Genomic DNA, 13,325 nt, shown 5'->3' with positions numbered 1-13,325 from the left:
GAGCCCGGGACGGGCATACGGCATTCCGCGCGCATCACGCTAAGGTTTGACTCATGAGCCAGACAGTGCGCGGTGTGATTTCTCGCAAGAAGGGCGAACCCGTCGAGCTCGTCGACATCGTGATCCCCGATCCCGGTCCGGGTGAGGTCGTGGTCGACGTGACGGCATGCGGCGTCTGCCACACGGACCTGACCTACCGCGAGGGCGGCATCAACGACGAGTACCCCTTCCTGTTGGGCCACGAGGCGGCCGGCACGGTCGAGTCCGTCGGCGCTGGGGTGACCAACGTCGAGCCGGGTGACTTCGTGATCCTGAACTGGCGGGCGGTCTGCGGTCAGTGCCGCGCCTGCAAGCGCGGGCGGCCGTGGTACTGCTTCGACACCCACAACGCCACACAGAAGATGACGCTGACCGACGGCACGGAGCTGACGCCCGCACTGGGCATCGGCGCGTTCGCCGACAAGACCCTGGTGCACGAAGGTCAATGCACCAAGGTCGATCCCGAGGCCGACCCCGCGGTGGCGGGCCTGCTCGGTTGCGGGGTGATGGCCGGACTCGGCGCGGCGGTCAACACCGGCAACGTCGGGCGCGACGACACCGTCGCGGTGATCGGCTGTGGTGGTGTCGGTGACGCGGCGATCGCCGGGGCGGCCCTGGTCGGCGCGAAGAAGATCATCGCCGTCGACACCGACAACAAGAAACTCGAGTGGGCACGCCAGTTCGGGGCCACCCACACCGTCAATGCCCGCGAACTCGACCCGGTGGAGACCATCCAGGACCTCACCGACGGCTTCGGTGCCGACGTGGTGATCGACGCCGTAGGCCGCCCGGCGACCTGGAAACAGGCATTTTACGCCCGCGATCTCGCCGGAACCGTTGTGCTGGTGGGCGTTCCGACTCCCGACATGCGCCTGGAGATGCCGTTGGTGGACTTCTTCTCCCGCGGCGGATCGCTGAAGTCGTCGTGGTACGGCGACTGCCTGCCCGAGCGGGACTTCCCCACCCTGATCAGCCTGTACCGACAAGGCCGTCTCCCGCTGGAGAAGTTCGTCTCCGAACGCATCGGACTGGACGCCATCGAGGACGCGTTCCACAAGATGCACGCCGGTGAGGTGCTGCGCTCGGTGGTGATCCTGTAATGAGCGGCATCGAACGTGTCGTCACCCACGGCACCTTCGAACTCGATGGCGGCAGTTGGGAAGTCGACAACAACATCTGGATCGTCGGTGACGACTCCGAGGTGATCGTCATCGACGCCGCCCACGACGCCAAGGCCATCGAGGCCGCCGTCGGCAATCGGCACGTGGTGGCCGTGGTGTGCACGCACGGCCACAACGACCACATCACCGTCGCCCCGCAGCTCAGCAAGGACCTCGACGCCCCGGTCCTACTGAACCCCGCAGACGACATGTTGTGGCGAATGACTCACGGCGACAAGCAATTCCGCACGATCTCCGACGGCCAGGTGCTCACCGCTGACGGCATCGAGCTGCACGCTATCGCCACCCCCGGTCACTCCCCCGGCTCGACGTGCCTGTACGCGCCGGCACTGGGCGCGGTGTTCTCCGGCGACACCCTGTTCCAGGGCGGCCCAGGCGCGACGGGCCGGTCCTTCTCCGACTTCCCGACCATCCTCGGCTCGATCAAAGAAAAGCTGGGCAAGCTGCCCGCCGACACCGTCGTCTACACCGGACACGGCGACACCACGCGCATCGGCGACGAGCTGGTGAACTACGACGAGTGGGTCGCCAGGGGCAGCTGACGAGGTGCCGTCAGTTCGCTGCGGGGGTCGATGAGGATCTTCGCGTGCGTCTCCGGATCGCCGAGCGCACCGAAGGCCGCCGCCACGCCGTCGAGTCCCACCGTGCCGGTGACCAATGCCGAGGCGTCGAGCTTGCCGTCGGCCAGCATGTGCAGCGTGTCGCGGAATTCCATTGGCGTATAGGCGAACACAAAGCGCAGGTCGATCTCCTTGATGTTGGCCATCGAGGGCTGGATGCGATCGGCGCCCATACACACGCCGGCGACGATCACCCGGGAGTTCATCGGTGCGGCGCCGAGGATTGCGTCGAGCACTCCTGGCACGCCGACGCATTCGAAGATCACCGGCCGTTTGGGACCCGCCGCCCCCAGGGCTTCGGCGGCACGGTAGAGGTGTTGCCAGCCCGGCACCCTGCGCAACTTCTCCATGGAGCTCATACCCAGCTCGTAGAGGGCCGGGGCGCTGGTCAGCACACCCTTGGCCGCGGCGCGCTCATAGGGTGAGTCCGCCTTGGGATCGACCACCACGTGCGCACCGCACCGGGCGGCCAGCGCGCGACGACCCGGCGAGAAGTCGCTGGCGACGATCTTGCCCACACCCAGCGTCTTGAGCTGGCAGATGATCGCCAAACCCACGGGGCCGCAGCCGATCACGATCGCGGTGTCACTCTTGCCGATCTCGCTGCGCCGGACTGCGTGCAGGGCGACTGCCATCGGCTCGGTCAGCGCGGCGGTCTCCAGCGACAGCCCGTTGGGCACCAGGAACGTCATCGCCGCCTGGACCAGGACCTGTTCGGCGTAGCCGCCGGGAGCCAGCGGAGACAGGCCGGTCAGGTGCACACCGTCGTGCGCGCGCACCAGCGGGAAGGACACCACCCTGGCACCGATCTTGAAGGCTTTCGGCGTCTTGGCCCCGCGTTCGGCGATCTCGCCGGAGAACTCGTGGCCCAGCACGACGGGGGTGTCGCTGCGCATGAAGTCGTGGTAGCCGACCCCCTCGGTGACGCCTCGCAGTTCGTCGGCGTGGTCCTTGGCGTGCAGGTCGGATCCACAGATCCCACAACTACGCACGTCGAGAACCAGTTGTCCGTCAGCGGGGACCGGCGCGGGCAGATCGACGACCGACAGGGTTCCATGCACACAGCTGACAGCCCTCACGCGCGTGAGTGTAGACGGCTGCGCCGGTCAGCCCCGTAGGATTCGGCGCTTCTCGGCGTCGAACTCGTCCTGGGTCAGCGCACCGGAATCGCGCAATGCCGCCAGCGTTTTCAGCTGCTCGAGTCGCACGCCCTGGTCGCTGGGCGTGAATGGGCCCGACGCCGGCACATCGACCCCGCCCGTCGGCTGGGAGCGCGGCCCGCGACCGCGCAGGAACAGCGAGAGGATCATGTCGAGCAGGCCGAAACCGAACACCGCGGCGAACACCCAGTGCAGGTAGTCGTAGTCGCTGCCGCGGCCGAAAGACAAGCGCGGATTGATATAGCCGGTCACCTGGCCCTCGGTGCGGATCTGGTACGTGCCGGCGGCGGCGACGTCAGCGGTCCAGATCCGCACATGGGTGTCGCTGTTGACCGTTGTTGTGGCGCCGTGGTTTTCGGTGAGAACCGGATCCGGGTCACCGGCCGGTGGGACGATGCTCAACCGCACCGCGGGCAGTGGGAAACCGCTCGCCGGCGAACCCGTCACCGACGTGTGGAAGCTGATCTGCACCTCGCCGGCGGGCAGTTGGACCTGTCCCGCGCCGGGGATCGGCACCTCGCCGTAGGCGTCGAACTTGTCGAGGACGAACGCGTTCAGTGCCATCACGACGATGAAGCCAACGCCACCGACGATCATCATGACGACCCCGGACGCACCCAGGAAGCGCGAGGCCGACTTGGCTGCGGACATGGCCGAAGTGTGTCATGCCGGAGGCGGCGCCGCGGCTCCGATCAGCCAGTTAGCCACCCGGTTCGCAGGCCGAGGTTACCGGGGGTGCCGGGCAGTTGTGGAAGCTTTCCGCGCAATTGACTGGCGTGAGTTATCCGACTAACGCGCCCTCAGCGACTAGCGTCCTTCCTGACAGCAACGACGGGAGGTCGCCATGTCCGGAGACGAAGTATCACCGCGGGCCGGCGGTGCGGTACGCCGATTCGCCCTGCGCTACTGGTTGGCGATCACGCTGGTGGTGCTGGCGGCGGCGTTCATCGCCCAGAACCGCGATCGCCAGCGGGTGCACGTTCTCTGGATCACCGTGGAGTCACCGATGTGGTTGTTGCTGACGGCGATGCTGGTGGTCGGGCTCGTCGTCGGGCTGTTGTTGCACCGCCGCCGCCGGGGCTGACGTGCCCGAGTCCAGTATCGTGGTGCGCCCGCAACCGATGGACAGCGCCACCTACACCGCCTCGTCGCGGTTGCAAGCGGCCGGATTACGGCCTGCGATAGCGCTTTTCGAGGAAGCTGCCCGCAGTGTCCCGCTGCCGAAGGCACCCCAACCCATCGCGATAGCCGACTACGGGGCGGCCACCGGCTACAACTCGCTGCTGCCGATCGGGGCGGCGATCACGATCCTGCGCGCGCGGACCCGCACCGACCACGCCATCCTGGTGGCCCACACCGATGTCGCCGACAACGACTTCACGGCATTGTTCAGCACGCTCACCGACGATCCGGACAGCTATCTGAAATACGACCGGGCCACCTTCGCCTCCGCGGTGGGGCGGTCGTTCTACCAACAGATCCTGCCGTCGGACAGCATCGTGCTGGGCTGGAGTTCCTGGGCCGTGCACTGGCTGAGTCGCATCCCGATGCCGATCCCCGACCACGTGCAGATCTCCCACAGCACCGACGAGGCGGCTCGGCTGGCCTATGCCCGGCAGGGCGCCGAGGACTGGCACGAGTTCGTCGCGTTCCGTGGTCGCGAGCTCGCGCCGGGCGGTCGACTGGTGGTACTCACCGTCGGCCTGGAAGCCGATGGCGGCGCCGGCTTTCAGGCCGCATTCGACGCGATCGTGACCGCGCTGCGCCAGTTCGTCGACGATCGGCTCATCACGGCCGAGGAGGCGCGGCGCATGTCGATCCCCTCGATAGGCCGCGACGAGAAGGACTTTCGTGCACCATTCGCCCCGTCCGGGCGATTCGAGGGACTCTCCATCGAGCATCTGGAGTTGTTCAACGCCGAAGACCGGTTCTGGGCGCAGTTCACCAAAGACGGTGACGCCAAGGCCTTCGGCGCGAACTGGGCTCAGTTTCTTCGGGCGTCGATCTTCCCGGCCCTGGCAGCGGCGCTCGATCCCGGCTCGGTCGACGAGCGGGCCGGCCAATTCGTCGACCGGTTGGAGGCATCGGTGGCCGCCCGGCTGGCCGCCGCGCCCGAGCAGATGTCCATCCCGTTGGCGCAGGTCGTACTGGTCAAGCGCCGCGGATCAGCCTGACGCCCGCGGCTGCAGGAACTGCGGCAGCCCCGGGATCGTCGGGATCGGCGGAATGGTCGGGATGATCGGCGCCGGCTGGGCCTGCGACGATTCGACGGTGGCGGTCTCGGTGACCGGCGGCGGGGTGGACACCGTGGTGCTCACGACGGTCGTGGTTTGGGTCTCGGTGACCGGCGGGGCCTCGGTGGTCACCGGTGCCGGCGGTGGTGCCTGCACGATCTCGGTCTGGGTGACCGGCGCGGGCGCCTGCACGACGGTGCGCGGCTGAGGTGCCGCGGTGGGTGCCTGCACGGCCTGGTTCTCGACCGGCGCCGAACTCGGATCGGCCGCCGGCGCGGTCGACGCCGGCGCGGCCTGCGGGGTGGTGGTGACGCTCGGGGTCGGTGTGCCCGGGGCGGCGGTGCCCTCGGAGCGCAACGCCACCGCGGTTCCCGCGCCGGCCAGCGCGATCACCGCCAGCGCGGCGGCGACCACCGGCATCGGGCGCCGGTACCAGGGCAGCGCGGCCTCACCGGCGGGAACCGGGTCCGGCTCGAACGCCAGTTCCGGGCGCGGGTCGACCGCGGCCGGCGGCCCGAACACCGGCGGGTCGAACACCGGCGTCGAATCGTCGAAACCCACGGCGTCGTCGTCGGCCTGCGACCAGGCCAGGGCACGGCCGGTCGCCGGCGCCGGTTCCACCGCCATGATCGGCGCGACGACGACGGCGGGCGCGGGCGCCAGGGCGGTGGCGCTGTCGTCGGCCGGTCCGCGGGCGGCACGCAGTGCCGCACCGATGGCCCCCGACAGGGCGGGGCGAGGTGTGGTGATCACCGGCACCCGCAGGTGCTGCGACAGCGTCGTGGTGATAGCCGGGATCGCGGCAACACCACCGACGGATGCCACGGCAGCGATGTCGCCGGGCCGCACACCGGCCCGCGAGATGGTGTCCTCGACCATGGCGACCAGGTCGGTCAGCGAGCGCCTCATCACGTCGTCGAGTTCGGTGCGGGTGAGCCGCACATCACCGCGGAAGCCGGGAAGGTCGGCGGGCAGAGCGGTGACCGTGACGGTCGAGAGTCGTTCCTTGGCGGCGCGGCACTCGGCGCGCAGCCGGGTCAGGTTTCCGATGGCCGAGGTGCCCGTGACGTCGAGCGCCGTACCGGCCGACAGCTCGGCGACCACGTGGGCCAGCAGACCCTGGTCGATCAGGTCACCGGAGAAGTCGAGGTGGCGCACCGTCGGCGCGACCGGCGCACCGGAAGCGTCCAGCAGGGTGATCGACGTGCCGCTGCCGCCGAAATCACACAGGGCCACCACGCCGCGGGCGGGCAGGCCCGGGTCGGCCCGAAGGGCGCTGGACGCCGCGGTGGTGTCCGCAATGAGCAGCGGCTCGTCGGCCGACCATTCCGGCACCCGGCGCAGCGCGCGGCGCAGCGCGTCGACGGCGACGGTTCGCCAGTGCGCGGGATGGGTGATCGCGGTGACCGGGGGCAGCGGCCGTCCCGCGGTGGCGGCGTAGGCCAACGCCCGCAACGCATCGGCCAGCAAAGTCTCCGCCGGGTGCACCGACCCGTCGGCGGCGACGATGCCGACAGGGTCACCGACCCGGTCGACGAAATCGGTGATCACCAGGCCGGTCTCGTCGAGGTTGGGGTTCTCCGCCGGCAACCCCACCTCGGGCGGGCGATGCCGGAAAAGCGTGATCACCGGCCTGCGGGTGACCGAACGCTCGGGGGTCACCGCGACCAGCATGCTTGCCCCGATCGACAAGCCGAGGGCCGGTCTCGTTGGGTCTGTCATGTCGTCCAATCCGGGCTGCCGACCTGATCTCCAGGCGTGCGGATGCCCCAGCGCCGATCTTCGGATTCACCGAAGATGTCGGTGCGGACGCCGCCGGCGTTACTCAGCGAATGGTGCCCCGACCGGGGATGAGCGGCAGATCCAGCGGTGTGACCCAGCCTGGCGGGAGGTCGTTGACCGCCGGCACGGCGTTGAGCGCGCGCAACCCGGTGGACAGGCAGCCCGCGGTGGCGGCGTCCCGGTGCGAACCGTCGGTGAACCTGAACGCCGTCTCCTGGAAGATGCTGGGAGTGCCCTGGATGTCCACCCGGTAGACGTCGTCCTGGTTACCCGACGGCCAGTCCGGTGCGGCGTCGGACCCGATGCGGTTGACATGCTCGAGCTGGATCCGGGTCTCGCCACGGTACACGCCGTTGATGGTGAACCGCACCGCCGCGACATGGCCGGGCGGGATGACGCCCTTGACGGTCTTGCGTTCGGTCGGGGTCACCCACTTGTCCCAGGTGGTGGTGATCTCGTCGAGCTCGATACCGGCGGCGTAAGCGATCATCGGGACGGTCGCCCCCCAGGCGAAGACCAGGATGTCGGAGTTCTCCAGCAGCGGCTTGAACTCGGGCTCACGACCGATGCCCATCTCGAACTCGTAGTCACCCTCGTAGTTGGTGTAGTCCAGCAACTCCGAGGCACGCACCTGGCGCACCTGAGAGGTCAGGCCCATCAGCGTCATCGGGAAGAGATCGTTGGCGAAACCGGGGTCGATCCCGGTGGTGAAGCACGACGACTGGCCGGCCTCGCAGGCCTGGGTGATCGGGTCGATCCAGTTCGGCGGGTTCAGATGCATCTTCGGCCACACCCACGGCGTCATCGCGGTGGAACACACGTCGATACCCGCACGCAGGAACCGCGAGATGAGGTCGATATTGGCATCGGCGTGCGCGGCGGTCGGACCGTAATGCACGAGCGCGTCGGGCTTGAGCGCGATCAGCGCGTCGACGTCGTCGGTGGCCGCGACGCCGACTTCACCGATATCGCAGATCTTCCCGACGTCGACGCCGACCTTGGCGGGATTGCTGACACCGACGCCGACCAGTTCGAACTCGGGATGCGCGAGCACCTCGGGGATGACCATCCGGCCGACAAAACCAGTACCCCAGATCACGATTCGCTTGGCCACGGATGGAGATTAGCCGGGTTGCCGGCCCAGGCGGGTCGGTTGTCCCAATGGCCGGGCCCGCGGGCCGCTCGACGGTCGATTTCGGTAGTAGCGAAATTGCTTGTTACGAGCGGACGCGAGACGGTGCGCCGGGATACCGTCGTCGGGTGTCTCGTCCAGACCTGCTGCAGCTGGCTCCGCAGCTGTATCGACTGCGCATTCCCGGTGCTGCGGCGCATCTGTTGAACTGCTATCTGTGGGTCGACGAGACCGGTGTGACGCTCGTCGATACGGGCTGGCCCGACAGCGCGAACCTAATCGCCGACGCGGTGCTCACGTTGGGCAGGCAGCGCAACGACGTCAACAGGATTGTGCTGACGCACTTCCACGAAGACCACGCGGGGTCTGCGGCGGAGATCGCCGGATGGTGCTCAGTCGAGGTGGTCGCCGGAGCCGCCGATGCGGCGTTCGTAGACGGTAGCCAGCGCGGCCCGCTGCCGGTGTTGACCGCCAGCGAACAGGGCATCCATCCCGGTGTCATCGAGGTCCCACACGCACCGCAGTGTCGGGTCGACCGGGTGGTGCGTACCGGCGACGTCATCGAATTCGGTGGCGGCGCCAGAGTTTTGGACGTTCCGGGGCATACGCCGGGAAGTATCGCTCTCTACCTGCCCGCGGTGGACGCGGTGCTGACCGGAGATGCTGTCGCGGAGTTCGACGGTCAGGTCATTCTTGGTGTGTTCAACGTGGATCGACAGGCTGCTACCGCGGCGTTGTCCACTCTGGCCGGCACTGGAGCACAGATTGCCGGATTCGGTCACGGTGAAGCTGTGTTGACCGACGCCGCAACCCGGATCGGCGAGGCGGTAGATGCGTTCGCCTAGCTGTCCCGAACAGCGAATCGACGCTCGGCGTAGGCCAGGTCGTCGCGCCACAGCCGCGTGGCCGCAAAGCGCATCAGCGGGGTGATCAGCGGCGCCGCGCGCAACGAGTGCCGAAACCCGGTGCGGTCGGATTGCGCGACAACGGCTTCGATCACCGCGGTACGGGGGCGCCCGTCGGGTCCCGGCCCCACCGGGGTGGCGTGCGTCTCGACGACGCTGCCGGTGCCCTCGCCGTCGACGATCCGCATAACGATGGTTCGGGGCTCCGGTGCGGTGAATTCTGCGATCACCGGCACACCGAGGCGTCCCATCCGGAAGGTGACCGCCACCAGGAATCGGTCGGCATCCTCCGACGCCTCGACCGAGGGGGCGCTGAGCACGTCCAGCGCTGTGAACGAGTACGGGTGAAACCACGCGCCGTGCCACGGGTCGAGGCGGTTGGCGATGATGTCGGACGGTTCGCACACCCCCTCCAGGCGGGTCACCGCGGCCAGTCGCGCCCCGCCGGGACGGGCCGGGATGACGGGAGTTTCCAGTGCCGGCTCTCCGCCGACCCGGTCGAGGCGGACCCACGCCAGCACGCCGTCGTCGAAGGCCGGCAACGGCTTCCAGCCGAACTCTCGCCGACCCCCGAGTCGCAGACCGTGCCACGGGCAGATCAGGTCGCCGCACTCCACCTTCCCGGTGGTGAGATCGGCGCCCAGATGGGGGCACGCCGCCGGCCCCACGTGCAACGCCCGCTGCTGATCGCGCCACGCGACGATCTCCATCCCCCCGACCCGGGTGCCGAACGGCCGACCGGCCCTGATGTCGGTGCTGGCCGCGAAGACATACCAGTTCCCGCTGGGCCGCGACTCGGCGCGCCGGAGCGCCGCCTCGATCAGCGCCGGCTGGGCATCGGAGTAGGTGGGCCGCTGGCGGGCCCAGTCGGCCTTCGGGATGATCTGCAGCGGAAGAGCTTTCATCCGCGACCTGAAGCTCATGACACCCGCCTCTCGCGGCTGGCCAGCCGGCGCAGCACCGGTGACCGGCCCTGCACCGGAACGGTGTGCAGCGTATGGCCGCCGATGCCCCAGCCGGCCAACAACCGGTTGGCCGCCGACCAACCGGTTGTGGCTGCTCGCTCCATCAAGGCTACCGGCAGGTCGATGCGGATTCCGTCACCGGCGAGCACCAGCCCCGTAACCGGGGTGTCAACGGTGGGGCGGCCGGCGAAGGCTCCCGGCCAGAACAACGGGCAGTCGTCGCGCAACAGCAGCGTCTCCCCCACGATGCGGGCCTGCGTGGTCTCCGGGAAGAGCTGGTGCAGCCGCCCCAGCATGCGGTCGCGTAGTCCGTCGAACGGCGGCGTGTCCACCACCGAGTACGAATGCACCTCGACGACCGAACCGCCATGCGCGCGAGCCCATTCCGCGGCCTGCCGTTCGTAGCTGCTGACGACGCTGATGTTGTCGACGGGTTCCAGACCGCCAGTGCCCAGGAAGGCCGGGCGTCCCGGGTCCACCGGTCGGTCCAGCCACAGCCGCTGCACCATGAACGGCGGCGCGGTGCGCAGATCCGCGACCCGGCCGCGCCACCCCTCGTCGCCGAGGCCCGGTGAGGCGGCCACGATCTTCTGCAGCCCGGCGACGTCGGTGGCCAGCACCACGCCGTCGGCGTCGATCGTCGCCCCGGTCGAGTCGCGCACCTGCAGCACCCGGGTGCCACCGAGGCCGACGGACTCGGCGCACACCTCGGTGCGGAATTGCACCCCGCGGCCGATCAGGTACTCGCGCAACGGTTCCCACAGCGCGGTGTCGAAATTCGATTCGGCGACGTCGAACACGAGGCCCTCGCTGGAGCCCAGGAAGTAGATGTGGAACATCGTCGCCAGCTCTGCCGCAGAGAGCCGCTCGGGCCGGGCGAAGAAGCTGCGGGCGAATACCTCGAAGGCCAGGTGGCGGGCCGCCACCGGGAAGTTGATATCGGTCAGGAACGTCTCCGCGTCCCGGCCGTCGAGTTGGTCGTAGATCTCGGGCACCGAGACCGCGGCCAGCGGTGCGGCGGCGACGGCGTTGAGCCGCAGCATGTCCCGCAACCGGAACGTCGGGCTACGCAGCGCGAAGAACAGCGCGTTCCACGGGGGCGTTTTGGGCAGGCCGCGGAAGGTGTCGCGGCGGCCCTCCCCGTCGACCAACGGATAGTCCTCGACGGCGCGCAGCCGCCGCAGTCCCGGATCGCTGCGGCCAAGCAGGGCGCGCAGGTTGTAGTACTGCCGGAAGAACGCGTGGAATCCGCGGTTGTTGGCCACCTCGGTGCCAGCCAGGTCCCCCTCGCTGAGCTGCTCGCTCCACCCGCCGACCCGCCCGCCGAGATAGGGCTGCCGTTCCAGGACCTGGACAGCCACCCCGCGCTCGGCCAGACCGGCGGCGGCCGCCAGACCTGCGATGCCGGCACCGACGACGACCACGTGCGGCACCTGGGCCAGTGCGCGGGCATTCGGAAGTCCGGGCGCGGCGGGATGGGTGACGCGGCGCGGATCCATCATTGCGGTGCGTCCGCGAGGAAGGTGTGCACGATGTCGCGCTGCCAGCCGGGCATCGTCTCGCTGTGCACGCCGGTGTAGCCCGCCGCAACGAGCCGGCGTTGGAAGGCGGCCGCCCCGTCGAAGGTGTTCACACTGCGCCACAGATGCCGGTAGAGGGTGCTGTCCCCGGTCTGGCGCCGTCCGGCCGGAATGATGATGCCCCAACACACCGCATTCCAGATTGCTTTGGCCGCACGGGAATCGCGCACCGAGTACTCGTGGACCGCCAGCGTGGCGCCCGGGCGAAGCAGCTCGCGGAAGGTCCGCAGCTGCGCGTCCGGGTCGGCGAGGTTGCGCAACAGGTAAGCCGCGAGGATCCCGTCGAACGGACCATGTACGCCGGCGTCGGCGATCGCCTCGATAGGGCTGTGCACGAACCGCACGCTGTCCGGCCACGACTTGGCCCGGGCCTCGGCCAGCATGCCGGCCGAGGCGTCAACGGCCACGATCTCGGCGTGCGGGGCGGCTGCCAGCAGGGCCGCGGTCGACGCACCGGTTCCGCACCCGGCATCGAGCAACCGCAGTCCGCGTCCGCCGTCGGGAATCCGCATCCGCCGCGTCGAGATCCGCAGGTGGTCGTGATAGCCCGGGTTGGCGCCGACGAGCTTGTCGTAGGCGCTGGCGCCGACGTCGAAGGCGCCGGGCACCTCTTCGCGCTGCAGTCCACGATTGCCGACGCTCACCACCGCGGGTACCCCTTTCGATCGGAGCGGGGCAGTTGCTTCGCCCCCACCAGCAGGCCGGCGGTCAGCATCGCCCCGCCGAACAGCAAGCCCATCGCGATCCAGTATTCGGCCTCCGGGCCCAGTCCGGAGCGCAATGCGGCCGATCCATCAGGCTGCGCCGTACTTTCTGGCGCGCCGGGCGCGGACCAGGCCGGAGGTGAACACGCGCAGCCGCCGGCCAAGGCCGACCGACGCACGCTGGCTGAACACCGCGAAATCCATCGCCTCGATCCGGTCCAGGATCTCCGAGTACAAGGTGAACGCCGTCGTCACACAGGGCCGCGACTGTGGGGCCAGTAGCGCGATCCCCTTGCGAGCCTCCCGGTACTCGTCGCGGGTGATCGCGTGCTGCGCCGCCAGCGCCTGGCGCAGCTTCGGGTCGGTGTAGCGGTTCTGCTGACACCAGGTCAGCAGGTCGCGGTCGACGCCGTAGGCGGCGAGCTCGTCGGCGGGCAGGTACACACGGTTGCGGACCAGGTCTTCGTCGACGTCGCGCAGGAAATTGGTCAGCTGGAAGGCGCGGCCGAGCGCTTCGGCGAACGGTTGGGCCTCGACGGCGGGGACCACCGTGCCCAGGATGGGCAGCATCTGCAGGCCGATCACCTCCGCCGACCCGCGCATGTAGCGGTTGAGGGCGGCGCGGTCGGGATAGTCGGTGACGGTCAAGTCCATGCGCATCGAGGACAGGAAGTCGTCGAACAGGTTCACCGGGATGCGGTAGGTGCGCGCGGTGTGCAGCACCGCGGGCAGCACCGGTTCGCTGGCATCGGGGGTCCCACTGAAGAACTTGGCCGACAACTGGTCCAGCCGTTCGCGGCGCTCAGCCACCCCGGCCGCGGAATCCATGTCGTCGAGGATGTCGTCGGCGTAGCGGGCGAACCCGTACAAGGCGTGCACGGCGGGCCGCTGCGAAGGAGCCAGCAGCCTGGTCGCCAGGAAGTAGGTGCGGCCGTGCTGGGCGTTGAGCTGGCGACAGTAGCGGTAGGACTCGACCAGGCGCGCGTCGTCGATCCCCGCGGCGTGCAACTCGGTGTGGATCAT

Annotated in this window: 14 protein-coding genes; 5 read left to right on the top strand and 9 right to left on the bottom strand. The window is 69.1% G+C overall.

Going from position 1 to position 13,325, the window contains the following annotated elements:
• Positions 1–53 precede the first annotated feature (53 nt).
• Positions 54–1,139, top strand: coding sequence for an S-(hydroxymethyl)mycothiol dehydrogenase (locus tag ACXDF8_RS04825; RefSeq protein ID WP_457222121.1), 1,086 nt, complete (start codon positions 54–56; stop codon positions 1,137–1,139).
• Positions 1,139–1,762, top strand: a complete 624-nt coding sequence (locus tag ACXDF8_RS04820) for an MBL fold metallo-hydrolase (protein WP_457222120.1) — start codon at positions 1,139–1,141, stop codon at positions 1,760–1,762. The genes ACXDF8_RS04825 and ACXDF8_RS04820 overlap by 1 nt, the downstream gene beginning before the upstream one ends.
• On the opposite strand, the gene ACXDF8_RS04815 is transcribed toward ACXDF8_RS04820, so the two are convergent.
• Positions 1,732–2,919 carry a zinc-binding dehydrogenase gene (locus tag ACXDF8_RS04815; protein WP_457222119.1) on the bottom strand — a complete coding sequence of 396 codons (1,188 nt, stop codon included), beginning with the start codon at positions 2,917–2,919 and terminating at the stop codon, positions 1,732–1,734. The genes ACXDF8_RS04820 and ACXDF8_RS04815 overlap by 31 nt on opposite strands.
• A 27-nt stretch (positions 2,920–2,946) precedes the next feature.
• The gene (locus ACXDF8_RS04810; RefSeq protein ID WP_457222118.1) at positions 2,947–3,651 is read right to left on the bottom strand and encodes an SHOCT domain-containing protein; all 705 of its coding nucleotides are present in this window, start codon (positions 3,649–3,651) and stop codon (positions 2,947–2,949) included.
• Between the two features lie 193 nt (positions 3,652–3,844).
• Here ACXDF8_RS04810 and ACXDF8_RS04805 point away from each other — a divergent pair, with 193 nt between their 5' ends.
• Positions 3,845–4,084, top strand: coding sequence for a DUF1049 domain-containing protein (locus tag ACXDF8_RS04805; RefSeq protein WP_457222117.1), 240 nt, complete (start codon positions 3,845–3,847; stop codon positions 4,082–4,084).
• A gap of 1 nt (position 4,085) precedes the next feature.
• A complete protein-coding gene (locus ACXDF8_RS04800; protein WP_457222116.1) occupies positions 4,086–5,174 on the top strand; it encodes a class I SAM-dependent methyltransferase in 1,089 nt (362 codons plus the stop codon).
• On the opposite strand, the gene ACXDF8_RS04795 is transcribed toward ACXDF8_RS04800, so the two are convergent.
• The gene (locus ACXDF8_RS04795; RefSeq protein WP_457222115.1) at positions 5,166–6,956 is read right to left on the bottom strand and encodes an Hsp70 family protein; all 1,791 of its coding nucleotides are present in this window, start codon (positions 6,954–6,956) and stop codon (positions 5,166–5,168) included. The genes ACXDF8_RS04800 and ACXDF8_RS04795 overlap by 9 nt on opposite strands.
• A 103-nt stretch (positions 6,957–7,059) precedes the next feature.
• Complete coding sequence (locus ACXDF8_RS04790) at positions 7,060–8,130, bottom strand: NAD(P)H-dependent amine dehydrogenase family protein (RefSeq protein WP_457222114.1); 1,071 nt, start codon at positions 8,128–8,130, stop codon at positions 7,060–7,062.
• 146 nt (positions 8,131–8,276) lie between these two features.
• Here ACXDF8_RS04790 and ACXDF8_RS04785 point away from each other — a divergent pair, with 146 nt between their 5' ends.
• Positions 8,277–8,993, top strand: coding sequence for an MBL fold metallo-hydrolase (locus tag ACXDF8_RS04785; protein ID WP_457222113.1), 717 nt, complete (start codon positions 8,277–8,279; stop codon positions 8,991–8,993).
• Here the strand turns inward: ACXDF8_RS04785 and ACXDF8_RS04780 are convergent.
• From ACXDF8_RS04780 to ACXDF8_RS04760, 5 genes are read right to left on the bottom strand one after another with little or no spacing between them, the layout of a single operon-like run.
• Positions 8,990–9,976, bottom strand: coding sequence for a Rieske (2Fe-2S) protein (locus ACXDF8_RS04780; protein ID WP_457222112.1), 987 nt, complete (start codon positions 9,974–9,976; stop codon positions 8,990–8,992). The two genes, ACXDF8_RS04785 and ACXDF8_RS04780, sit on opposite strands and share 4 nt — an antisense overlap.
• Positions 9,973–11,520: an FAD-dependent oxidoreductase gene (locus ACXDF8_RS04775; protein ID WP_457222111.1), complete on the bottom strand. Its 1,548-nt coding sequence runs from the start codon at positions 11,518–11,520 to the stop codon at positions 9,973–9,975. Before ACXDF8_RS04775 ends, ACXDF8_RS04780 begins: the two co-directional genes overlap by 4 nt.
• The gene (locus tag ACXDF8_RS04770) at positions 11,517–12,242 is read right to left on the bottom strand and encodes a class I SAM-dependent methyltransferase (RefSeq protein ID WP_457222110.1); all 726 of its coding nucleotides are present in this window, start codon (positions 12,240–12,242) and stop codon (positions 11,517–11,519) included. The genes ACXDF8_RS04775 and ACXDF8_RS04770 overlap by 4 nt, the downstream gene beginning before the upstream one ends.
• The gene (locus ACXDF8_RS04765; protein ID WP_457222109.1) at positions 12,239–12,379 is read right to left on the bottom strand and encodes a hypothetical protein; all 141 of its coding nucleotides are present in this window, start codon (positions 12,377–12,379) and stop codon (positions 12,239–12,241) included. Before ACXDF8_RS04765 ends, ACXDF8_RS04770 begins: the two co-directional genes overlap by 4 nt.
• 13 nt (positions 12,380–12,392) lie before the next feature.
• Positions 12,393–13,325: a phytoene/squalene synthase family protein gene (locus tag ACXDF8_RS04760; protein ID WP_457222108.1), complete on the bottom strand. Its 933-nt coding sequence runs from the start codon at positions 13,323–13,325 to the stop codon at positions 12,393–12,395.

Source organism: Mycolicibacterium sp. CBM1, from assembly GCF_054073305.1.
The sequence above is the reverse complement of the archived record's forward strand: the minus strand, read 5'-3'. Positions and strand labels throughout refer to the sequence as shown.